This is a genomic window from Klebsiella electrica, assembly GCF_006711645.1.
GTDB lineage: Bacteria > Pseudomonadota > Gammaproteobacteria > Enterobacterales > Enterobacteriaceae > Klebsiella > Klebsiella electrica.
In genome coordinates this window covers 4061885-4083823 of record NZ_CP041247.1, presented here as the reverse complement: position 1 = coordinate 4083823, position 21939 = coordinate 4061885, and the positions used below count along the sequence as shown (strand labels likewise).

The following is a 21939-nucleotide window of genomic DNA, read 5'->3' as shown; positions in this document are numbered from 1 at the left end:
TGCAGCCGCGCCTTGAGCATCAGAACATCGGCTATGCTTGCGGGATAACCAGTTGAGTTATGTCGCGTTGCGGGTATTATGCAACGCAAAAGAAACAGAAGGAGAGGAAAAGATGCCATCTTTCGATATTGTCTCTGAAGTCGATCTTCAGGAAGTTCGAAATGCCGTAGAGAATGCGACCCGTGAAGTGGAGTCGCGTTTTGATTTTCGTAACGTTGAAGCAAGCTTCGAACTGAACGAAAAAAACGAGACCATCAAGGTCCTCAGCGAGTCTGATTTCCAGATTAACCAGTTGCTGGATATTCTGCGTGCCAAGCTGTTAAAACGCGGCATTGAAGGCAGTTCTATCGAAGTGCCGGACGAGTTCGTGCACAGCGGGAAAACCTGGTTCGTCGATGCGAAGCTGAAGCAGGGGATTGAGAGCGCGACGCAGAAAAAAATCGTCAAGCTGATCAAAGACAGCAAGCTGAAGGTGCAGGCGCAAATTCAGGGCGAAGAGATTCGCGTTACTGGTAAAGCGCGCGACGATCTGCAGGCGGTGATGGCGCTGGTGCGCGGTGGCGACCTGGGACAGCCGTTCCAGTTCAAAAACTTCCGCGACTAAGCCGGAGCGGCGCTGGCGTATCATCTGCAAACGTCAGCCAATAAAAAAAGCGGGGAAGTCCCCGCTTTTTTTACGCCCCTTTGATGGCCTGCTCAATTTCGAAGCGGTTGGTCACCTTGCTGTCGATCTTGATATACACCGAACGTTCGTCGGGGACCACCAGCACCTGTTTGACCCCTTCTGTGCTCTGCAGACGCTCCTGCAGCGCGCTATCAGCCACCACCTGATCGGGAATTTCGACCCGCAGGCTGCTGACGTACGGCGGTTCGCTCATCGTCCCGGCAACCAGCAGCCACAGCATCGCCAGCAGCGCGCCGAGCAGGAATACGGTTTGCGAATCAAAGAAGCCGTCTACCCAGCCGCCCAGCGCGCCGCCAATCGCCACGCCAAGGAACTGACTGGTCGAATAGACGCCCATCGCGGTGCCTTTATAGCCCGCCGGCGACTCTTTACTGATTAAAGAGGGAAGCAGGGCTTCCAGCAGGTTAAAAGCGAGGAAGAACAGCTGAACGCCGGCGACCAGCTCCCAGAAATAGCCGCCCGCGCCCCACAGGACGATTTCGGCCACCAGCAGCAGCGCGACGCAGAACAGGAACACGTGTTTCATCTTGCGCTTCACTTCGGCGTAGATGATAAACGGCACCACCGAAACAAACGAAATCAGCATGGTGACCAGGTAAATTTTCCAGTGCTCGGCGGCGGGGAAACCGGCGGCTTCCAGCTGCCCTGGCAGGGCCACAAAGGTGGACATCAGCATGATATGCAGGCACATAATGCCGAAGTTGAGCTTCAGCAGCTTCGGCTCGGCAAGCACTTTGCTGAAACAGCCCTTCACCATACCGGATTCGCGGTTCAGGACGTGGTTGTGACTGTTCGGCACCACCCACAGCGTCAGCAGGATGCCGATCGTCGCCAGGATGGCGATCATCCAGAACAGCGCATGCAGGCCCAGTTGGTGAGTAATAATCGGCCCCAGCACCATGGCGATGGCAAAGGTGACGCCGAAACTGACGCCAATAAAGGCCATCGCCTTCGTGCGGTTCTGTTCGCGGGTTAAATCGGAGAGGAGCGCCATGACCGCCGCGGCAATCGCGCCGGAACCCTGCAGCGCGCGTCCAAGAATGATGCCCCAGATGGAGTCGCTCAGCGCAGCTAGCATGCTGCCGATAACGAAGATTAACAGGCCGCCGACAATCAGCGGTTTACGGCCAATGCGGTCGGAAAGCAGGCCGAACGGAATCTGGAATATGGCCTGAGCCAGACCATAGATACCAATAGCCAAGCCAATCAGCGCTTCGCTGGCGCCCTGTAACGCCATGCCATAGGTGGTCAAAACCGGCAAAACCATAAACATGCCGAGCATACGCAGCGAGAATACGGTCCCCAGACCCCAGGTCGCGCGCAGTTCACCTGGCGTCATTTTATTGTCGTTCATTACCACCTCAATCTACAAACTGCGACTAGTGTAGTGGTGGCAGCCAGAAGCGTAAATAAATGTTTGTTTAACAGATATTACCGCTGTGTTGCATGATGCGGTAAGCGCGGGGAAAATAAAGAAACCAGTGGCGAAGGCTCCACTGGTTGATGGCATTTATTGTAAATTAAAGTCAACCCATTGGCTGCCGGCGTCGGCGGATTTCACGCATTGCTCCACCCAGTAGACGCCGTGCAGACCGGCTTCAACATCCGGGTACCAGAAGTGCTCCAGAAACCCACGATCGCCGCGATCCATCGCATCGATGGCTATCGCATAGCGCCGGTAGAGGTTTGCCCACGCTTCAAACAGCCCTTCCGGGTGACCGCCACCGATCCGATCGTCGGCCAGGGCCGCGGCGCTGAGATACGGCATGCCGCGCTCAAGCACCCGCGCCGGCTCACCTTGTACCTCATAGCTGAGCTGGTTGGGATGCTCATCCCACCACTCGATGCTGGCTTTCTCTCCGACGATCCGCACCTTTTGCGAGTGCATAGCGCCGCTGTTGACCGCGCTGGTCCACATTGAGCCGATGGCGCCGTTGTCGTATTCCATCAGCACAAAGGCGTTATCTTCCAGCGGCGCGCGCGATGCGACGAAACTCTGGCGGGAACACATCAGGCGGCGAATGTTGAGATGCGGCGCCATCGTTTCGGCGACAAAGAGCGGATGCGTTGCCAGGTCGCCCAGCACGTAGCTTGGTCCGGCATACTTCGGCGTGACGCGCCAGCGGGTGGACTCCGCCTGCAGTTCGACGGCTTTATTATGAAAACCATGGGCAAACTGCATATTGATAATTCGAATCTGCCCGAGCAGCCCGTCGGCAATCATCTGCCGCGCCTGCTGAATCATCTGATACCCGGCATAGCCATAAGTGACGCCGACGATTTTGTTATGCTTGATGCTCAGCTCCCGCAGCTCCTGGGCTTCGGCGGCGCTAAAGCAGAGCGGTTTTTCACAGACCACGTGCAGTCCGGCTTCCAGCGCCGCTTTGGTAATGGCGAAGTGGGTATTGTTCGGCGTGGTTACCGATACCACTTCTATACCGTCAGGACGCAGCGCCTCTTCGCGAAACAGCGTTTGATAATCGGCATAACAGCGCTCCGGCGCGATCCCGAGCTGTTCACCAAACTGGCGTCCGCGTTCGGCATCGATATCCAGGGCGCCGGCCAGCAAGGTAAAGACATTGTCACGCAGCGCGGCCGAGCGGTGGCTGTAGCCAATCTGGCTGGTGGCTCCGCCGCCGACCATTCCCCAGCGCAGGGAGCGGGGCAGGGGTTTCATGCCGTTTAACATGGTGTTCTCCTTGATACAAAGTACGGATGTCTGATGAGATTTGCTCCCTGCATGAGGAAGCGGGGCAGGACTCTGGCGCCAGCCTGGCGACCAAACGGCGGCCTGAGGAAGGTTAAAACAGGTATAAAAATATTTATTTCATTTTTATCATTATATGAAATTAAATTTTTATTTATGCGAGAAGGATCGAAAAATCATCAAGATTATCCCACCGTCCGCTGGGCTCCTGATGAACGGTCGTTTGGTTAAAAACGTATGAAATGAGATGATTAAAGCTGGTTTAACTGATGCGTCTGGCCGGGAAAGCGTGATGCTGCGACGTGGGACGCTGAAATAATGAACGATTAATATTCATTTTATCTTTAAATGAAATTTATTTTTCTTTTTCCTCGCACGCCAAAGCGCGCTGAAAAGTCGGCGTAATGCGGGATTGCGCCGGTGCCTGTGGATGCGGATTAGGCCGCCTGGCCAGCCGCCCGCTTCGCATAGCGCCAGCACTGCATCTGCGGGATCGCCAGCGCGCAGGGCACATGCAGAAGATTGGGCGTGGCGTTAATCACGCCCTGCGGCTGTACCGCATCCAGCATGGCTTCAACGTTGTCATACCCTGCGATATCCAGGCGCCTGCGCTTCGGGCAAAGGATCGGCGAGGGCGACCAGCTCAGCCCGTGGGTTAGCGCGAAGCACCGCAATATGTTTGCGTCCGATGGCGCCCGCGCCAATGACGGCAAGACGAATTTAGCTCACGACAGACTCCTCAGTGAGGGGGAGGGGGTCGGGGAGGCAGATTCGGCATCGCTGGCAAACAGCCCCTTCACCACCAGACCGACGACGGTGAATGCTGCCGGGATCCCAAGGATTAAAAAGACACTTTCGAAGCTGAGATTGAGCGCCATCATTTCCGCGCCGGCAAAGGCGCTGAGGATGGCGCCCATTCGGCCGACGCCGTGCATCCAGCTGGAGCCGGTAGCGCGCGCCTGGGTCGGATAATAGCGGGCGGAGAGCGCATTCATCCCGGTATTCGCGCCGTTCAGGCAAGCACCGCTGACGAAGGCCAGCAGGCACAGCAGCGCAAAACTGGCGGCGGCGTAGCCTATGGCCATTGTAAACAGGCCGCCGATGGCGTAAATCAGCCCCAGTGCCCGATGGGGGTTAATGCGGTCCATTAGCCACCCGGCGAACAGAGAGCCAATGGTGCCGCCGGCCTGATAAATCGCCGTCATCACCGCGGCCTGGCTGACGGTCAGCCCGACCTCTTTGACCAGCGTCGGCAGCCAGCTGCCGAGGATATAAACCAGAAACAGGCCCATAAAATAGACCAGCCATAACATCAGCGAGCCGAGGCGGTACTGGCGCGAGAGGACAAGGCGCATGGCGTTGGCGTTGACGGGCTGTGCCGGGAGTGTAAATTCAGCGTTATCCGCAATTTGTCCCGGGTAGAGCCGTTGTAATATCGCCCGAATACGTGCCGCCGGCGCGCGTTTAACCACCAGAAAGCGCACTGACTCCGGCAGCAGCCAGATGAGCAATGGCGCAAACAACAGCGGAAGAATCCCGCCGAGCGCCATCAGCGAATGCCAGCCAAAGCGCGGGATCAGCCACGAGGCGGAAAAGCCGCCCGCCGCCGCACCGAAGGTAAAGCCGCAAAAAATCACCGTAATCAGAAAGGAGCGACGACGCTCGGGGGCATACTCCGATACCAGCGTGCCGATATTGGGCATCGCCGCGCCGAGTCCCAGTCCGGTCATAAAACGGAAGAAAATCATCTGTTCGATGTTCTGCGAGAAGGCGGTGACGATAGTCCAGAAGCCAAAGAAAAAGACGCTGTTGACGATGATTTTTTTTCGCCCCAGCCAGTCGGCGAGCGGCCCGGAGAGGAGCGCCCCCAGGGCCAGGCCAATCAGCGCCGCGCTGATGACGAAGCCGAGCTCATAGTTAGTCACGCCCCATTCATGCTTCAGCGTCGGCGCGATAAACCCCATAATCGCAATATCAAAACCGTCGAGCGCAATCACGCAAAAGCCTAAGAAAACCACCAGTTTCTGAAAACGGCTGAGCGGATTGTTGTTGATTAACTCTCTGACATCCAGGCGTTGGGTCTGAGTCATAGGGTTTTCCTTATGCGCAAGCGTGCAGGTAAGACTGGGCGGCATTGAACAGCAACCGCGCGCGGTTGAGGGCCGGTAGAGCGCCCTGGGCGCCGCTTAACGGCACTTCCAGCGATACCGGTAGCGTCGTCGGCAGCGCGGACATCAGACCATGCAGATCCAGCCCGCCTTCGCCCGGTACCTTCCGCGCGGCGCGGGCCTGATGGATCAACTCCTGTTCGTTATCGGGAATCTGCGCCGGAGCGTCGCACAGCTGCATATAGTTGAGGCACTCTGGCGGCAGGTCGGCGAGGCTGGAGAGCGACTCTCCCGCGCGCCAGAAGTGGATGGCGTCAATCAGAATCCCGATGTCCGCCCGCCCGCTGGCGGAAATCAGCCGTCTGGCGTCAGCGATGGTACGCAGCTGGGTCCACGGCATCGGCTCCAGATTCATGGTTAAACCATACTTCCGGCCGGTTTCGGCGAGCGCGGCAAGATTTTCAGCGCTGCGGGTCAGGTGGTTATCGTTACCGGCCACCAGCACCTGCCGGGCGCCCAGGCGCGCGGCGGTTTCAAGAAAGCTTTCCAGGCGGGCATTAAGCGAAAAATCGCTCGTCAGACGCACGATTTCGACATCTGATACGCGAATGCCGGTCTCCATCAGCGCAGAGAGGGTCGCGCGAACGGTTGCGGTATCGCCGAGCATAGCGTAGTCAGGATCGGTCGGCGTGGCGGGGAGCAGACGCAGGCCAACGTGAGTAAAGCCGGTTTGTGCCGCGATCCGCACCTGTTCCGGTGGCGGAACGTCGAGCACGGTGAGCGCGGCGAGGGACAGAGTTCGCATGTTCATAAAAGACTCCGGTACAGTTGCAGGTGATTGTTGTTATGTGTACTGCCGTCCCTGGTAAGATGTCGGTTACGATGCTGTTTTTGTTATCCTGGCGGCCAGCGTTTTCCCCACCAGATAGCCAAAGGTCATGGCCGGGCCGAGCGTAATACCGCCGCTGGGGTAGTACCCCTGCATCACGCTCGACATATCATTGCCAATGGCGTAGAGACCAGCGATCGGCTGTTGACGCGCATCCAGCACGCGCGCCTGTTCATCGGTTTTCAGCCCGCTAAAAGAGCCCAGCGAACCCGGTAATATACGCACCGCATAAAAGGGCGCGTGGCGCAGTGGACCCAGCGTGGGATGATGAGGATGCCTGGCATCTCCCTGCGCCCGGTTATAGGCCGAGGCGCCGCGCTGAAATTCCGGGTCTTCCCCTCGCGCGGCGCAGTCGTTAAAGCGCGCCACCGTCTCCACCAGCTGCCCGCCATCGATGGCGCATTGCTCCGCCAGCGCCGCCAGCGTGGGGGCCGAGCGGAGATAGCCCGTGCGCAGCCATGCTGCGGGTGAAAACGGAAAGGGGCGGGCGTGGCCCAGACCGTAGCGACGTAGCGTCCGGCTATCGGCCAGCAGCCACGCTACCGGCTGTTCTCCCGCAGGCGTTGCGGCGAGCAGCGCGGCAATAAAGTCGTGGTAGGAGTCGGCCTCATTGGTAAAACGCCTGCCGTTGGGCAAGACGGCGATAAACCCCGGCTTAGCGCGTTCCACCAGGTGCGGGAAGACCAGCTGCAGGCCGCTCGCGAGGGTGACGCGGGAGACCGGCGCCCAGGCCATGGCGTGTTTGAGCGAGGCGTCGAACTGACCGCCGACCGATTCCCCGAGCCGGATACCGTCGCCCTGATTACCCGGCGGCGCGGCGGAGAAGTGACCGTAGCCGCCCGCCGCGTGCGGAACCTGCTGCGCCAGGCGCTGACGATCGTGCGGAAAGCCGCCGCAGGCGAGGATTACGGCATCGGCCTGAACCTCAATATCGCCATCATCGCTGCGCAGTACCGCGCCGCTGACCCCAGCCGATGATGTCAGCAGGCGAACGACAGGGGCATTCAGTTGAATACTGACGCCTGCGTCGAGCGCCGACCGCAGCAGGCGGCCAATCAGCGCGTTACCGTTAACCAGATGCTGCCCGCGGCCAGCGCGCAGTCGTTGCCAGCCGTGACGCAGCAGACGCCGGGCGGCATACACCGCCGATCGCGGGGAGCGGGTGGCATTAAAAAAGTGTGCCATATCGTTGCCGCCAGCGATGCCCATCCCGGCCAGGCTGATGGTCTCCAGCGGCGGGCGCAGGCGGTGCAGCCAGTCACCCAGCAAGCGTCCATCAAACGGTTGTGCCGTCACCGAACGCCCCCCCTGGGCGTAGCCCGGCGACATGTGAAAATCCGGCATCTGACTGCCGGAGAGAAACTGCACCGCCGTATGGCGGCGGAAGAAGTCGATCATCTCCGGGCCCTGCTGCAGGAAGGTGAGCAGGCGCGCATCGGCAGGCTGGCCGCCCATCTCGTGCTGCAGATAGGTCAGCGGCGCGTCCTCTTGCTCCTGGATGCCCTCTTCGCGGGCGAGCAGATTGCGCGGTATCCACAGCCAGCCGCCTGACCAGGCGCTGGTGCCGCCGATAACCGACTCCTTTTCGGCCAGCAGGACGCTGGCACCCTTGAGGGCGGCGGTCACCGCGGCGGAAAGCCCCGCCGCGCCGGAACCGACGACCAGCACATCCACCTTTTTATGCCCGCTCATCTCCGGCCCCTTATTGCAGCGGTGAAAAATCAGCAGGACGCAGCAGGACCGACTCCAGCCGCTCAACGGCCGCCAGCTCGCGGTTTTTACGCGAGAAGGTCAGCCAGCGTTCGTCCTGCGCCATGCGCGCCCGGCGTACCAGGCGATCGTCGAGGCTCTCGTAAGCCCAGATATGCACGACCTGATTGACCACGCCGATTTCGGTGAAGAAAAAGCCGATCAGCTTGCCGAGGTGCTCGGTCTGGACGGCGTAAGCATCGCTTTTGTACAGCGCCAGCCAGTCGGCCATTTTCAGCGGATTGAGGGTGTAGGTGCGTTTTTCATAGATCATGGTGTTTCTCCTGTTATGGGGTCTGTTGTTGTGCCATATGGCGGGCAGAGAGATAGCCGAAGGTCAGCGCCGGGCCGAGCGTGATGCCGGGACCGGGGTAGGTGCCCGCCATCATGGAGTCCATATCGTTACCCACGGCATACAGGCCTTGGATCGGCTGACGTTGTTGATTAAGGACCTGGGCATTCTCGCTGGTGACCAGCCCGCGCGAGGTGCCCAGATCACCGGTGTAGAGGGTGATGGCATAAAATGGAGCGTTCAGCAGCGGGGCATTGCAGGCGTTCGGCAGATGGGCCGGATCGCCCATCGCGCGGTTATAGCTGTTGCCGCCTTTGGCGAATTGCGGATCCTCTCCCTGCGCGGCATCGCGATTGTAGCGGGCCACCGTCCCGGCGAGCGCTTGTGCGTCAAGCCCCAGCTGTTGAGCAAGCCGGGCGAGGGAGTCCGCTTTGTGCAGGTAGCCGGCCTCGATCAGCGCATCGTTGTTCACCGGCGCGGGCCGGGCAAGACCGAGGCCGTAGCGTTTCATCGCCAGAGCATCGCAGATCAGAAAACAGGGGGCGTTTTCGGGTTGGCTTTGCATGGCGCTGGCGAAATGGTGGTAAGAGTTTGATTCGTTGACGAAACGTTCCGCCTTTTGGTTGACGGCGATAACCCCCGGCCTGGCCCGGTCGGTGACCAGGTGCGGGAAGCGTTCTTCGCGCCCGTCGGCGTGGCGCAGTACCGACACCGGCGCCCAGAAAAAATTGGACGACAGGTCGGCGCCTTCACAGGCATGGAGTGCGCCGGCGAGACGGAATGCGGCGCCATCATTGGCGGCAGGTGACATGGAGTAATGCTCGCGGGTATGCGGCCGGTAGCGTGCCGCCAGCGCTCCTGCGGCAAAGCCGCCGGCGGCCAGCACCACGCCGCAGCGCGCCTGTAAGGTCTCCTGTTGGCCGTCGCATTCAATATTGACGCCGGTGACCGCGCCCTCGTGTTCAACCAGCGAAAGGACGTTGACGTTGAGCCGGAGCGTCATGCCTTTGCGCAGCGCCACGGTGGCCATGCGGGCAATTAGGGCATTACCCATCGCCAGCCGGGTACCGCGCGGGTGGCTGAGGCGATCGCGCGCATAGCGCAGCAGCAGCTTCGCGCAGTGCGATAACGAGCGCAGCGAGCGGCGCATCTCCAGAAAATGCTGGATATCCACGCGGTTGACCATCATGCCGCCAAATAACAGCATCCCCGGTGGGGGAGAGCGCAGATCGCGAAAGCGATCGCCGAGCTGGCGCCCGTCGTACTCCACAACTTCCAGTGCGCGTCCGCAGTCCACGGCGCCCGGCTCATCAGGGTAATAGTCCGGTGAGAGGGGCGCAGACTGTACTTCACCGCGCCCTCTTGTTCGAGGAACGCCAGCGCCTCGCGCCCGGAAGTGACAAACGCATCGACGATGTCCGGACGATAGTTCTGTTCGCCGATGATGGTTTTCAGGTAGGTTTTGATCGCGTCCGCGGTGCCGCTTTTCCCCTGCGCGCGTGCCTGGTCGGTATCGTTGATCCATACCGCTCCGCCGGAAATCGCCGAGGTGCCGCCAAACTGCGGCGCTTTTTCCAGCATCAGCACCGACAGCCCTTTGCAGCAGGCCGTGACGGCGGCGGCAAACCCGCCGGCGCCGCTACCGATGACAATCACATCCCAGCTTTTCATGCCGCGGCTCCTTGTTCCCGCGGGATGGCTCCGATGAACTGCCCCATGAGTTTCATCTGCGCCAGCGCCATTTCGGGGCCGGTTTGTACTACGCAGCCGCGCGCCTGGGCGAAAGCCAGCAGCGGCGTGATCGCCGGTGCGGTCACGACGTCCGCGACGTGGGTTGTCGGACTCAGACTCTCCAGTAAAGCCTGCGGCAGCGGCAGCGGATCGAAGTTTGCCATCCCGGCCGGGGAGCCGTTCACCAGCAGATCAAGGCCGCTCAGGGTGTCGGGCAGCGTAGTGAGATGGACCTGGGGGAAATGGGTGGCGAGGCGGTTATGCAGCAGCTGTAACGTGGCCGGATTCTGGTCGTGTAGCGCCAGCTGGCGAATCCCGGCTTCACACAGTCCCCAGGCGATGGCGCTGCCGACGCCGCCGCAGCCGGAGAGCAGCGCGGTCTTCCCTTCAGCCTGAAAACCGTGGGCCGCCGCGGCAAGCGAGAAGCCGACGCCATCCAGCATATCGCCCTGCAGGCGGCCATCCGCCAGTTTGCGAATGACATTCACCGCGTTGAGATGACGGGCGCGCGGCGTTAGCTCATCAACCAGCGCGGCGGCGCGCTGTTTGTGCGGCACGGTGACCAGTACGCCGCTCATGTTCAGCCATCCACGTAACGCCAGCAAATAATCCGCCACCGCTTCCGGGGCGATATCGACCGGGATCATGACGCTGTCCATCTGCTGGTCGGCAAAGTAGCGGTTGAAGTTCTCCGGGGATTTAACCTGAGTAATCGGATGGCCGATAACGGCAACCACCTGCGTGAATCCACTGACCATTTCAAACCTCATTTGTTAAATGAATGTTGTGAAAGTATTCCAGCGGAACCTGAGAGCGACAACGCAGAATTCGGACGTATTGGTTGTTAATCGCACCACCACTGCGATAATCGCAGTGAATCGATGGTAATGTTGCAAAAATGTGAGCTGATATGCAAAACACAATACATCCGCGCGATTTGATAGTCGGTCTGCAAAAAGGACTGGCCTTGATTCAGCTTTTCTCCAAAGAGTTTCCCCGTCTCACCGTGCCTCAGGCGGCGAAAATGAGCGGCCTGACGCAGAGCGCCGCACGACGTTTTCTGCTGACGCTGCTGCACGAGCGCTATGTGCAGACCGACGGTCGCGCTTACTGGCTGACGCCAAAAGCGCTGCGCCTCGGTCAGGCGTATGTCGATTCGGCACAGTTTCCGCGTATGGTCCGTCCCATCGTTGAGTACATTGCCAGCCGCACCGAAGAACATGCGTCGGTGGGGGTGGTTGATGAAGATGAACTGGTGTATATCGCGCGCAGCAAACATACGCCGTTTAACTCGACCTCGGTGCGGTTAGGGGAGCGGGTGCCGATATTTTGCACCGCCGGCGGGCGACTCTGGCTGGCCTCGCTGCCGGAAGAGGAGTGCGAGAGGATTCTGCGGCGTATTAAGCGTGAACAGCGCACGCCGTATACGGTGACGGACGTGGCGATGCTGATGGAGAAAATTGCTGTGGTGCGGCGCCAGGGGTTTGCCGCTATCGAGCAGGAGTTTGAAATTGGGATGCTGGTTCTGGCGGTGCCTTTATCCGACAGGGAAGGGCTGTACTGGGGGGCGCTGAGCCTGACTTCTCACCAGTCGCGGACTTCGCTGGATGCGTTGTGTCGCGACCATCTGGATCTGCTCTATAGCGCGCAGGCGATGCTGGTGGGATAACTCCGGGCAATAAAAAACCCCGCCGGAGCGGGGTTTGTCAGAGCGACAATCTTATCTGACGTAGGCCAGCAGATTGTGTGAATCGGGCACCATAAAGTCGACGGACATCATGACCGACAGCGCGGTAATGGCGACGATAGAAAAGACGAACAGCTTACGCGCCCAGACTTTATCATCCGCCACTTTGTAACCGCGCAGCGCCATCCCCAGCCACCAGACGCTCACCGCGGCCGCCACGACCAGATATTTATACCCGGCGTAACCGCCCAGAGAGAGCATCAGCGTGGCGACAGCAAAAGCCACGATGTACAGCGTAATGTGGTTCTTCGCCACGGAAATGCCTTTCACCACCGGCAGCACCGGAATGTTCGCCGCCTGATAATCCTTAAAGCGGAAAATCGCGATGGCGTAGGAGTGAGGCATCTGCCACAGGCTGAAGATAGCCAGCAAAATCGCCGCGCCGCTATCGAAATGACCGGTTACCGCGCAGTAGCCAATCACCGGCGGCGCCGCGCCGGAGAGAGAACCAATCAGCGTACCGTAGACGGAGTGGCGTTTCATGTACAGGCTGTAGACCCCGACATAAACCACGAACCCCATGACCCCCAGCCAGCAGGCCAGGGGATTCGCGCCGAACCACAGGAGCATGAAGCCAGCAATACCCAGCAAGGTGGCGTATACCAGCGAAACTTGTGGCGAGATCAGCCCTTTGACCAGCACCCGGTTTTTCGTCCGTTCCATCTTACGATCGATGTCGCGGTCGATGTAGTTGTTGAATACACAACCCGAGGCGACCACCAGGGACACCCCAAGGAGTGTCCATGCAAACAGCGGATAGTCGATGTGACCTTTGGAGGCCAACAGGAAACCGCCGATCACGGAGATCAGGTTGCCAAAAATGATGCCAGGTTTCGTTACTTGCAGGTATTGCTTAAACATACTTGCCGCTCTTAGTGCATCATCATGTTGTAGTTCAGGTTCCACATAATCCAGATGGAGCCCACAACAACGATAGCAATGATGATTACGGTGAAGATAAACGCGGTCAGGTTCCAACCTTCGTCAGACTTGCTGTTCATGTGCAGGAAGTACACCAGGTGTACCACAATCTGCACAACAGCAGTGACGAGGATAGTTCCCAGAATAGCCGCATGCGATGCGGAGCCACTCATAACCATAGCAAACGGAATCGCCGTCAGAATGATCGACAGGATGAACCCTGTCATGTAGCTCTTTACGCTGCCGTGAGAAGCGCCGTGATGATCGCCAGAATGACTCATTACATTGCCCCCATCAGATAGACAACCGAGAACACGCAGATCCACACTACGTCCAGGAAGTGCCAGAACAGGCTCAGGCACATGATACGGGTACGGTTAGTGTTGGTCAGACCGCGACGTGAAACCTGAACCATCAGCACCGCCATCCAGATAAGACCAGAGGTGACGTGCAGACCGTGGGTACCGACCAGCGCGAAGAACGCTGACAGGAAGCCGCTGCGATCCGGGCCCATACCTTCAACAATCAGGTGATGGAATTCATACAGTTCCATCGCGATGAACCCTGCCCCGAAGAGGAAGGTCAGCGCCAGCCAGGAAACCACCTGGCTTTTGTTGTTTTTGTACATGGCGATAGCCGCCATGCCGTAGGTGATGGAGCTGAACAGCAGCAGCGCGGTTTCAACCAGAACGAACGGCAGTTCGAAAATATCTTTACCGCTCGGTCCGCCAGCCGTGCCGTTCACCAGAACGGCATAGGTCGCAAACAGGGTAGCGAAGATAATGCAGTCGCTCATCAGGTAGATCCAGAAGCCGAATACCTTCATCGGCCCTGTATCGTGGTGCCCGTGTTCGTGCGCGTGGGCGTTATGCGCAAGAGTATCAGTTGCCATTTTTCAGCCCTGCTTTGTTAATCTCGTCGAAATGCTGATTTTCCAGTTTTTCGACTTCTGCAACCGGCACGTAGTAATCCACGTCCTCGTCAAAGCTCTTAATAATCCAGGTCACCAGGATACCGACGAAGCTTGCAATCGCCATCCACCAGATGTGCCAGATCATCGCGAAACCAAACACCGTTGCGAAAGCAGCAATAACGATGCCCGCGCCGCTGTTTTTCGGCATATGAATCTCTTCATAGCCAGCCGGTTTCTTATACGCTTCGCCTTTTTCTTTCATTTCCCAGAACGCATCGCGCTCGTGGACGTGAGGAACGATGGCGAAGTTGTAGAACGGCGGCGGAGAAGAGGTTGCCCACTCCAGCGTACGGCCGCCCCACGGGTCACCGGTCAGGTCGCGGTTCTGCTCGCGATCGCGGATAGAGACGTAGAACTGAATCAGCTGGCAGAGGATACCGCAGGCAATCAGCGCCGCGCCGCAGGCCGCAACAACCAGCATCGGATGGAACTGCGGGTCAATCTGCTGGCTCAGGCGACGGGTCATCCCCATAAAGCCCAGTACGTACAGCGGCATAAACGCCACGAAGAAGCCGATTATCCAGAACCAGAAGGCGCGTTTGCCCCAGGTTTCGTTCAGCGTGAAGCCAAAGGCTTTCGGCCACCAGTAGGTCAGACCCGCGAAGCAACCAAATACCACGCCGCCGATGATGACGTTATGGAAGTGGGCAATCAGGAACAGACTGTTGTGCAGCACGAAGTCCGCGCCCGGTACCGCCAGCAGTACGCCGGTCATACCACCGACAGAGAAGGTGACGATGAAGCCGATAGTCCACATCATTGCTGAGTTGAAGACAATGCGGCCCTGGTACATGGTGAACAGCCAGTTGAAAATCTTAACCCCGGTCGGGATGGCGATAATCATGGTGGTAATACCGAAGAAGGCGTTAACGTTCGCGCCGGCACCCATAGTGAAGAAGTGGTGCAGCCAAACGATGAACGACAGAACGGTAATACAGACTGTTGCCCAGACCAGCGAGGTGTAGCCAAACAGACGTTTACGCGAGAAGGTCGCCGCGATTTCGGAGAACACCCCGAAGACCGGCAGAACCAGGATATACACTTCCGGATGGCCCCAGGCCCAAATCAGGTTGATGTACATCATCATGTTGCCACCCATATCGTTGGTAAAGAAATGGGTGCCCAGGTAGCGGTCCAGGGTCAGCAGCGCGATAGTGACGGTCAGAATTGGGAAGGAGGCGATAATCAGGATGTTGGCGCACAGAGATGCCCAGCAAAATACCGGCATCTTGAACATGGTCATGCCAGGGGCACGCATCTTGATAATCGTTACAAAGAAGTTAATACCGGTTAACGTCGTACCAATACCGGAGAGCTGGAGAGCCCAGATCCAGTAATCGACCCCAACGCCCGGACTGTACTCGATTCCCGACAGCGGCGGATAGGCCAGCCAACCTGTCTGTGCGAATTCACCGACGCCCAGAGAGAGGTTAACCAGAATTACGCCGACAACGGTGAACCAGAAGCTCAGGTTGTTGAGGAACGGGAAGGCCACGTCGCGCGCGCCGAGCTGCAGAGGAACCACGAGGTTCATCAGGCCGACAACAAACGGCATCGCTACGAAGAAGATCATGATAACGCCGTGGGCGGTAAAGATCTGATCGTAGTGATGAGGCGGCAGGAAGCCAGCTTCCCCGGCCGAGGCCAGTACCTGCTGGCTACGCATCATAACGGCGTCAGCAAAGCCACGTAGCAACATCACGATGGCTAAGATAACGTACATGATACCCAGTTTTTTGTGGTCGACCGAAGTCAGCCATTCATTCCAAAGGTAGGACCACTTACCGAAGTAAGTGATTGCCGCCAGAAGCGCCAGTCCCCCGATGATAATCGCAGCCACCGTAACCACAATAATGGGTTCATGGTAGGGCACTGCATCCAGTGTAAGTTTTCCGAACATCGTTTTCTTCCTCGGCCCCTTAGTGAGCGGTTTCCGCGTGGCTCATGTCCATGCCTTCCATCCCTTCGTGCGCTGCGTGCTCGCCTTCAGGTTGGGACATATCCATGCTCTTGCCATGAGACATAAATTTGTTCACAACATCCTTAAACAAATCCGGTTTCACGTCAGAGAAGTATTCCACTTTGTTGTATTCGCTAGGCGCAGCCAGTTTGTCGAAAGCCGCCATGGAGTCCATGGTGTTCGACGACTGTTTCGCTTTCGCTACCCACTGATCGAAGGTTGCACGATCCGGCGTGGCGATAGCTTTGAACTTCATACCAGAGAAGCCCGGGCCGCTATAGCTTGCGGAGATACCGTCATAAGTGCCAGCTTCATTCGCGATGAGGTGCAGCTGAGTCTGCATCCCGGCCATTGCGTAAATCTGGCTGCCTAAACGTGGGATAAAGAACGAGTTCATCACGGAGTTAGAGGTCACTTTGAAGTGTACCGGTACGTTCGCCGGGAAGGCGATTTCGTTGACGGTAGCAATACCCTGTTCCGGATAGATGAAGAACCATTTCCAGTCCATCGAAACGACTTCGATGACGATCGGTTTCTCTTCGTGAGCAAGCGGTTTGCTTGGCTCGAGTGCGTGAGTGGTTTTCCAGGTCAGAACGGCCAGGAACAGGATGATCAGAATAGGAACCGTCCAGACCACCGCTTCAACTTTGTTGGAGTGTGACCAGTTCGGGCTATACTTCGCATCTTTATTACTCGCACGATACTTCCAGGCAAATCCTACTGCCATTAAGACGGCGGGAATAACGACAATCATCATCAGGCCAAAGGCCGTCAGTATCAGAGAACGTTGCTCCAGTCCAATCTGTCCTTTTGGGTCAAGGAGCGCAGAATCACAACCACTGAGTAATACAGTACCTGCGATTAATGACATCCATCCCAAACTTTTATTGTATTTCCTAAGTCTCATTGAACGACCTCAATTCCACGGAATCTGGTGGCGCTTAAAGTGTTCGGGCATTTTACGGGAAGGTTGCATTACTGTAAACATGATTGGAGCTGTGTCAGTTCTGTGTTAGCAGGTTCTGCTCGCTTTGTCACATATGTAACTGAGTGTGATGCTAATGCTTGCAACGCCCGCTATATGCGGGATCTATAACGAAAGAGATAAGAAGCTATTGGCTTATGAGGTAATGAGTATAAACACCAAAAAATAACACAACTAATTAACAATTAATTATCAAATAAAAGACATTGCGCTATGGCGATATTAAATCAGTTTTTGCTGAATCGGTTAAATTATTTAATGTTTTGAGTAAAAGTTGTCAATAACTTCCCAAAATGCAAAGCGCACAAAACAGCAAATGAAAAATGAACAATATAAAATCGTTAATAAGCCGTTATAATTACGATCAGTGATTACAACGGCTAATAACACCACAAGTGCGCGTTAAATCAGCGCGCTCTTCCGCAACGCCAGGTAGTCAAGCAGACTTCCGAGCACAATGCCGACGATAGCGGTGATGGCCGCAATTTCCAGCAGCATGGGCAGGAAGGAAAAAGCGGTGAAGTCGAGGGCATTGAGTATCAGCAGCAACAGCCATACGCCCAGCATCAGCGAACCCGTAGCCAGAATCAGCAGCGCCAGGGCATAGGTCTGCGGATATTGCGTGCGCGGGATGAAGTTGCCGGTGCGCTGCGTGTACTCCAGGGTTTGCCGACAGAGCAGCAGCAGCAGGATCCCCGGGACGGCGGCAAAGACAGAGAACAGATAAAACGTTGGCCAACCGTGCGTTTCGACGAACCAACCGGCAATCGGCCCGACGTACACGCGACCGACTGCCGATAGCGCGGACAGCAAAGCAAACTGGGTGGCGGAAAACGATTTATTACACAGCGTCATTAACAGGGCGACAAACGCCGCCGTGCCCATACCGCCGCACAGGTTTTCGAAAAAGACCGCCGTCGCCATGGAATAAAGATGTTTATCGGTAATCGACAGCAGCCAGTAGCCGGCATTGGAGGCACCCTGCAGCACGCCGAAAATCAACAGGGCGCGAAACAGGGTCAGGCGCTGCATTAATATGCCGCCGTACAGCGCGCCAACAATCGTCGCGAAAAGTCCCAGCGTTTTATTGACCATTCCGACCTCGCCGGCATCAAAACCGACTCCGCGAATCAAAAACGTGGTGGACAGCGTCATCGCAAAGGCATCGCCGAGCTTATAAAGGACGATTAACAGCAGGATCAGCCAGGCGTTGTTGCGTCCGAAGAAATCGCGCAGCGGTTCGGCGATCGCCTGTTCGAGGCTTTTCGGCGCCGGAATGACATCGCTCGGTTCTGGCGCCAGTAAGGTGGCGATAATGCAGGGAATCAGCAGCACGGCCATCAGCCAGTACATTCCCTGCCAGCCGAGCCAGCGGTCAGCCAGCCACAGCGCCAGACCGCCGGATACCAGCATCCCCAGGCGATAGCCCAGTACGCTGATGGCCGCGCCAGCGCCACGCTCCTCGGCCGGCAGCACATCGGTTTTCCAGGCGTCGAAGACGATATCCTGCGATGCGGAGCAGAAGGCGATCGTTACCGCTAATGCCGCCATCCAGCGGAGCTGGCTGGCGGGCTCAAGGAACCCCATCGCGGCAATGGCGATAAGCAGCAGAAACTGGGTGGTCAGCAGCCAGCCGCGGCGTCGGCCAAGGAACGGCGGCGTGTAGCGGTCCATCACCGGCGACCAGAGGAACTTAAAGACGTAGGCCTGACCAACCAGTGAGAAGAAGCCGATCGTTTTCAGATCGATATTTTCAACGGTCATCCACGCCTGGAGCGTGCCGGAGGTCAGCGCGAGAGGCAAACCGGAAGCAAACCCAAGGATCAGCAAAATAGCTGATTTAGGCTGCTGGAAAATGCGTAAGTAGTGGTTGGACATAGCTTATGACGCAAACCCGGCGCGAGGCCGGGTTTGCTGACGATCAACGTGCGTTTTGCTTGATGAAATCATGAATGCTGGTGTCCTGCGCCATATCGGCGATGGTATCGGTCAGGACGCTGTTCACCGCATTGGCGATATTCTGGTTGGAGGCCTGGAAGGCGCCTTCAACGGAGTAGCTTGCGCGATAGTTTTTGGTCATTTTGGTGCCGTTTGCGGCGGTAGCGATAATCGCGATATCTGCCTTCGTAGCGATGTTGTATCGCACGTTGCCCTGTGAAACGTCGGCATATAGTTTGTTCACGATGATCTGCAGATCGACTGCGCCGTTCGGCCCAATCATATAGCCGCGCGCGGTCATTTGTTTTTCCAGCACTTCCTGCAGCAGGAAGCGCAGATCGCGGGACGCGGTCAGCGTAACCTGTTGGTTATCGCGGGTGACCTTCGCCAGCGCCTGATCCGGACGCTGATCCGCGCCGTTAATGCTGACGGTGACGCCCATCAGGCTTGGATCCTGCTGTGGCAGGCTCATTTTCGGCGATACATCAATGGTGGTCGGAGGCGTCGCGCATCCTGCCAGCATAAACATCGCGACCAGCGGGAAAAGAATTTTCTTAAACATGTTCAGGGTCTCAGCGCATGGTGTTGTTATACCCGTCATACATCAAGCAACGCTTGCGTTAGCGGCTCTTGTTGGCCCTCGTCGCTGACTTCAGCAAGCGCCTGAGGACTTTCCCGTTTATAGCCTTCGTCGCTCAACTTTATTTGGGGTCATTGAGGAAAATTACCGCCATCATAACATCGCCAACGGCGAGGGGAAGTAGCAGCGCATGTAAATTCATCGCGTTGTACATTTTATCGCCTTCTCCCATTTTTATCGCGATCCTGGCGGCTGTTCGGCGGGAGAGAGTCAGTAAACTTGATACTTTTGAATGAAAATATCAGAAGAATGCTAATTTTTTGTTGTTTTCCCCTAATGGAAGCGGTAAAAGCGGCTAACATTTAAAAGGAATGGCGGTATCTCAGCGTTGTCGGAGGAGAAAATTCATGATGATACGTGAACAGATCGAAGCAAAACTTAGGGCAGCGTTCGACCCCGTGTATCTCGAAGTCGTGGATGAAAGTTATCGCCACAATGTCCCGGCTGGCTCTGAAAGTCATTTTAAAGTGGTGTTGGTGAGCGATCGGTTCACCGGCGAGCGTTTTCTCAACCGTCACCGGATGATCTACGGTACGCTGACTGAGGAGCTGTCGAGCACTGTGCATGCGCTGGCGCTGCATACCTATACGATTAAAGAGTGGGAAGGTCTCCAGGACACGGTCTTTGCCTCTCCTCCTTGCCGCGGCGCGGGAACTATCGCCTAGAAATCGTATTTGCAACCGCGGGAACTTTTCCAGTATGTTGCGTGAAGATTTATCAAAAAACGGCCTGCGGGCCGTTTTGTTTTGTCTGAAAATGTGCGCAGTGGGCGCTTTTAAAGACAAATTTGCGCGGGAAATGTGAAAAATGCCGCAGCAGTGGGCGACAACCGTTCTCGACTCACAAAAGTGATGCCGCTATAATGCCGCGTCTTATATGAATGTCTTCGGGATGATTCTGACGACAGGGAATGTGTTTCTGATTGAAGAGGGCATCCCGGTTCTGCGAAGCAACGTACACGCGCTTCCAGAGTTGACCGAGCACTGTGATTTTTTTGAGGTAACAAGATGCAAGTTTCAGTTGAAACCACTCAGGGCCTTGGGCGCCGTGTAACGATTACTATCGCCGCTGACAGCATCGAGAATGCTGTCAAAAGCGAGCTGGTCAACGTGGCGAAAAAAGTTCGCATTGACGGCTTCCGTAAAGGGAAAGTGCCGATGAATGTTGTTGCTCAGCGTTATGGCGCATCCGTTCGCCAGGACGTGCTGGGCGACCTGATGAGCCGTCAGTTCGTTGACGCGATCATCAAAGAGAAAATCAATCCGGCCGGCGCGCCGAACTACGTTCCGGGCGAATACAAGCTGGGCGAAGACTTCACCTACGCGGTAGAGTTCGAAGTTTACCCGGAAGTTGCGCTGCAGGGTCTGGAAACAATCGAAGTTGAAAAACCGGTTGTTGAAGTGACCGACGCTGACGTCGACACCATGCTGGACACTCTGCGTAAGCAGCAGGCTAACTGGAAAGACAAAGATGGCGCTGTTGATGCAGAAGACCGCGTAACTATCGACTTCACCGGTTCTGTTGACGGCGAAGAGTTTGAAGGCGGCAAAGCGTCTGACTTCGTACTGGCGATGGGCCAGGGTCGTATGATCCCGGGCTTTGAAGACGGTATCAAAGGCCGCAAAGCGGGCGAAGAGTTCACTATCGATGTGACCTTCCCGGAAGAATACCACGCAGAAAACCTGAAAGGTAAAGCGGCTAAGTTCGTTATCAACCTGAAGAAAGTTGAAGAGCGCGAACTGCCGGAACTGACTGCTGAATTCATCAAACGTTTCGGCGTTGAAGATGGTTCCGTTGAAGGTCTGCGCGCTGAAGTGCGTAAAAACATGGATCGCGAGCTGAAAGGCGCCGTGCGTAACCGCGTGAAGTCTCAGGCTATCGAAGGTCTGGTTAAAGCCAATGACATCGACGTGCCGGCTGCCCTGATCGACAGCGAAATCGACGTTCTGCGTCGTCAGGCTGCTCAGCGTTTCGGTGGCAATGAGAAACAGGCTCTGGAACTGCCGCGCGAACTGTTCGAAGAGCAGGCTAAGCGCCGCGTTGTTGTTGGTCTGCTGCTGGGCGAAGTGATTCGTACCCACGAGCTGAAAGCTGACGAAGATCGCGTTAAAGGCCTGATCGAAGAGATGGCTTCCGCTTACGAAGATCCGAAAGAAGTTGTTGAGTTCTACAGCAAAAACAACGAACTGATGGACAACATGCGCAACGTCGCGCTGGAAGAGCAGGCTGTTGAAGCCGTTCTGGCAAAAGCGAAAGTGTCTGAAAAAGCCACCACCTTCAATGAGCTGATGAACCAGCAGGCGTAATTTCGCCCCACGGTTTAACGTTCAGGTAAAACCCGTTGCCGAGAGGCGGCGGGTTTTTTTTTATCGCAGCAATAGCTTCAGGATGAGTGCGAAAATGCGATATCAATGATAGCGTTACGACAAAAGCTTGTTATGCTTGAATTATGATTGCATCGCCCCCACTACGAGGAGACGAAACCGCATGCGTGAAATCATGCATAATGACGAAGCGTGTCTGTCGGGATTCGTTCAGGTTGTGGGTGTCAGGTTGATATTCAGGTAATTTGAATGATGACGGACAGAAGACTCTGGCTGATAATCCGTCCATA

General features: G+C 56.7%; 19 protein-coding genes and 1 pseudogene. 4 read left to right on the top strand and 16 right to left on the bottom strand.

Going from position 1 to position 21939, the window contains the following annotated elements; translation table 11 throughout:
* Positions 1 to 112 precede the first annotated feature (112 nt).
* Entirely contained in the window at positions 113 to 604 is a 492-nt protein-coding gene (locus tag Electrica_RS19545) for a YajQ family cyclic di-GMP-binding protein (RefSeq protein ID WP_004858653.1), read from the top strand.
* Between the two features lie 70 nt (positions 605 to 674).
* Here the strand turns inward: Electrica_RS19545 and Electrica_RS19540 are convergent, their stop codons facing one another.
* The 9 genes and pseudogenes from Electrica_RS19540 to Electrica_RS19500 all read right to left on the bottom strand — a co-directional run bounded on the left by Electrica_RS19540 (position 675) and on the right by Electrica_RS19500 (position 10919).
* A complete protein-coding gene (locus Electrica_RS19540) occupies positions 675 to 2039 on the bottom strand; it encodes an MFS transporter (RefSeq protein ID WP_100683115.1) in 1365 nt (454 codons plus the stop codon).
* Positions 2040 to 2195: 156 nt separating this feature from the next.
* Positions 2196 to 3374: a Gfo/Idh/MocA family protein gene (locus Electrica_RS19535; RefSeq protein ID WP_141965218.1), complete on the bottom strand. Its 1179-nt coding sequence runs from the start codon at positions 3372 to 3374 to the stop codon at positions 2196 to 2198.
* Between the two features lie 600 nt (positions 3375 to 3974).
* Positions 3975 to 4061: a hypothetical protein gene (locus Electrica_RS28975; protein WP_242627868.1), complete on the bottom strand. Its 87-nt coding sequence runs from the start codon at positions 4059 to 4061 to the stop codon at positions 3975 to 3977.
* Positions 4062 to 4117: 56 nt separating this feature from the next.
* Positions 4118 to 5482: an MFS transporter gene (locus Electrica_RS19525; protein ID WP_141965217.1), complete on the bottom strand. Its 1365-nt coding sequence runs from the start codon at positions 5480 to 5482 to the stop codon at positions 4118 to 4120.
* 10 nt (positions 5483 to 5492) lie between these two features.
* Complete coding sequence (locus tag Electrica_RS19520) at positions 5493 to 6311, bottom strand: sugar phosphate isomerase/epimerase family protein (protein ID WP_131047489.1); 819 nt, start codon at positions 6309 to 6311, stop codon at positions 5493 to 5495.
* A gap of 66 nt (positions 6312 to 6377) precedes the next feature.
* Complete coding sequence (locus Electrica_RS19515) at positions 6378 to 8081, bottom strand: FAD-dependent oxidoreductase (RefSeq protein ID WP_141965216.1); 1704 nt, start codon at positions 8079 to 8081, stop codon at positions 6378 to 6380.
* Between the two features lie 10 nt (positions 8082 to 8091).
* Entirely contained in the window at positions 8092 to 8412 is a 321-nt protein-coding gene (locus Electrica_RS19510; protein ID WP_131047491.1) for an NIPSNAP family protein, read from the bottom strand.
* 13 nt (positions 8413 to 8425) lie between these two features.
* Positions 8426 to 10101 (bottom strand): annotated as a pseudogene (locus Electrica_RS19505) (FAD-dependent oxidoreductase).
* A complete protein-coding gene (locus Electrica_RS19500) occupies positions 10098 to 10919 on the bottom strand; it encodes a shikimate dehydrogenase family protein (RefSeq protein WP_141965215.1) in 822 nt (273 codons plus the stop codon). The pseudogene Electrica_RS19505 and the gene Electrica_RS19500 overlap by 4 nt, the downstream one beginning before the upstream one ends.
* Before the next feature lie 152 nt (positions 10920 to 11071).
* Between Electrica_RS19500 and Electrica_RS19495 the strand changes: the two genes are divergently transcribed.
* Positions 11072 to 11830 (top strand): IclR family transcriptional regulator domain-containing protein, encoded by a 759-nt coding sequence (locus Electrica_RS19495; protein WP_100683123.1) that lies wholly within the window; start codon positions 11072 to 11074, stop codon positions 11828 to 11830.
* Positions 11831 to 11881: 51 nt separating this feature from the next.
* Here Electrica_RS19495 and cyoE read toward each other — a convergent pair whose 3' ends face one another.
* From cyoE to Electrica_RS19460, 7 genes are all read right to left on the bottom strand, one after another.
* A complete protein-coding gene (gene cyoE / locus Electrica_RS19490; RefSeq protein WP_100683124.1) occupies positions 11882 to 12769 on the bottom strand; it encodes a heme o synthase in 888 nt (295 codons plus the stop codon).
* 11 nt (positions 12770 to 12780) lie between these two features.
* Positions 12781 to 13110 (bottom strand): cytochrome o ubiquinol oxidase subunit IV, encoded by a 330-nt coding sequence (locus Electrica_RS19485; RefSeq protein ID WP_100683125.1) that lies wholly within the window; start codon positions 13108 to 13110, stop codon positions 12781 to 12783.
* On the bottom strand, positions 13110 to 13721 hold the full coding sequence (locus tag Electrica_RS19480) for a cytochrome o ubiquinol oxidase subunit III (RefSeq protein ID WP_100683126.1): 612 nt from the start codon (positions 13719 to 13721) through the stop codon (positions 13110 to 13112). Before Electrica_RS19480 ends, Electrica_RS19485 begins: the two co-directional genes overlap by 1 nt.
* Positions 13711 to 15702: a cytochrome o ubiquinol oxidase subunit I gene (gene cyoB / locus Electrica_RS19475; RefSeq protein ID WP_131047494.1), complete on the bottom strand. Its 1992-nt coding sequence runs from the start codon at positions 15700 to 15702 to the stop codon at positions 13711 to 13713. Before cyoB ends, Electrica_RS19480 begins: the two co-directional genes overlap by 11 nt.
* Positions 15703 to 15721: 19 nt before the next feature.
* Entirely contained in the window at positions 15722 to 16669 is a 948-nt protein-coding gene (cyoA, locus tag Electrica_RS19470; RefSeq protein WP_100683128.1) for a cytochrome o ubiquinol oxidase subunit II, read from the bottom strand.
* A 480-nt stretch (positions 16670 to 17149) separates the two neighbouring features.
* On the bottom strand, positions 17150 to 18625 hold the full coding sequence (gene ampG, locus Electrica_RS19465) for a muropeptide MFS transporter AmpG (protein ID WP_141965214.1): 1476 nt from the start codon (positions 18623 to 18625) through the stop codon (positions 17150 to 17152).
* Positions 18626 to 18668: 43 nt separating this feature from the next.
* A complete protein-coding gene (locus Electrica_RS19460; RefSeq protein ID WP_004858708.1) occupies positions 18669 to 19247 on the bottom strand; it encodes a lipoprotein in 579 nt (192 codons plus the stop codon).
* Positions 19248 to 19672: 425 nt separating this feature from the next.
* Between Electrica_RS19460 and bolA the strand changes: the two genes are divergently transcribed.
* Positions 19673 to 19990, top strand: coding sequence for a transcriptional regulator BolA (gene bolA / locus Electrica_RS19455; RefSeq protein WP_100683130.1), 318 nt, complete (start codon positions 19673 to 19675; stop codon positions 19988 to 19990).
* 342 nt (positions 19991 to 20332) lie between these two features.
* Positions 20333 to 21631 (top strand): trigger factor, encoded by a 1299-nt coding sequence (gene tig / locus Electrica_RS19445; RefSeq protein ID WP_100683131.1) that lies wholly within the window; start codon positions 20333 to 20335, stop codon positions 21629 to 21631.
* The last annotated feature ends 308 nt before the right edge of the window (positions 21632 to 21939 follow it).

What these genes read in the sequence shown, in the direction of transcription:
- Electrica_RS19500 (WP_141965215.1), bottom strand. Translation starts at nt 10,919, where the DNA reads ATGGTCAGTGGATTCACGCAGGTGGTTGCCGTTATCGGCCATCCGATT.
- Electrica_RS19485 (WP_100683125.1), bottom strand. Translation starts at nt 13,110, where the DNA reads ATGAGTCATTCTGGCGATCATCACGGCGCTTCTCACGGCAGCGTAAAG.
- cyoA (WP_100683128.1), bottom strand. Translation starts at nt 16,669, where the DNA reads ATGAGACTTAGGAAATACAATAAAAGTTTGGGATGGATGTCATTAATC.
- Electrica_RS19515 (WP_141965216.1), bottom strand. Translation starts at nt 8,081, where the DNA reads ATGAGCGGGCATAAAAAGGTGGATGTGCTGGTCGTCGGTTCCGGCGCG.
- Electrica_RS19460 (WP_004858708.1), bottom strand. Translation starts at nt 19,247, where the DNA reads ATGTTTAAGAAAATTCTTTTCCCGCTGGTCGCGATGTTTATGCTGGCA.
- Electrica_RS19495 (WP_100683123.1), top strand. Translation starts at nt 11,072, where the DNA reads ATGCAAAACACAATACATCCGCGCGATTTGATAGTCGGTCTGCAAAAA.
- cyoB (WP_131047494.1), bottom strand. Translation starts at nt 15,702, where the DNA reads ATGTTCGGAAAACTTACACTGGATGCAGTGCCCTACCATGAACCCATT.
- Electrica_RS19540 (WP_100683115.1), bottom strand. Translation starts at nt 2,039, where the DNA reads ATGAACGACAATAAAATGACGCCAGGTGAACTGCGCGCGACCTGGGGT.
- Electrica_RS19525 (WP_141965217.1), bottom strand. Translation starts at nt 5,482, where the DNA reads ATGACTCAGACCCAACGCCTGGATGTCAGAGAGTTAATCAACAACAAT.
- Electrica_RS19520 (WP_131047489.1), bottom strand. Translation starts at nt 6,311, where the DNA reads ATGAACATGCGAACTCTGTCCCTCGCCGCGCTCACCGTGCTCGACGTT.
- Electrica_RS19535 (WP_141965218.1), bottom strand. Translation starts at nt 3,374, where the DNA reads ATGTTAAACGGCATGAAACCCCTGCCCCGCTCCCTGCGCTGGGGAATG.
- bolA (WP_100683130.1), top strand. Translation starts at nt 19,673, where the DNA reads ATGATGATACGTGAACAGATCGAAGCAAAACTTAGGGCAGCGTTCGAC.
- Electrica_RS19480 (WP_100683126.1), bottom strand. Translation starts at nt 13,721, where the DNA reads ATGGCAACTGATACTCTTGCGCATAACGCCCACGCGCACGAACACGGG.
- ampG (WP_141965214.1), bottom strand. Translation starts at nt 18,625, where the DNA reads ATGTCCAACCACTACTTACGCATTTTCCAGCAGCCTAAATCAGCTATT.
- tig (WP_100683131.1), top strand. Translation starts at nt 20,333, where the DNA reads ATGCAAGTTTCAGTTGAAACCACTCAGGGCCTTGGGCGCCGTGTAACG.
- Electrica_RS19510 (WP_131047491.1), bottom strand. Translation starts at nt 8,412, where the DNA reads ATGATCTATGAAAAACGCACCTACACCCTCAATCCGCTGAAAATGGCC.
- cyoE (WP_100683124.1), bottom strand. Translation starts at nt 12,769, where the DNA reads ATGTTTAAGCAATACCTGCAAGTAACGAAACCTGGCATCATTTTTGGC.
- Electrica_RS19545 (WP_004858653.1), top strand. Translation starts at nt 113, where the DNA reads ATGCCATCTTTCGATATTGTCTCTGAAGTCGATCTTCAGGAAGTTCGA.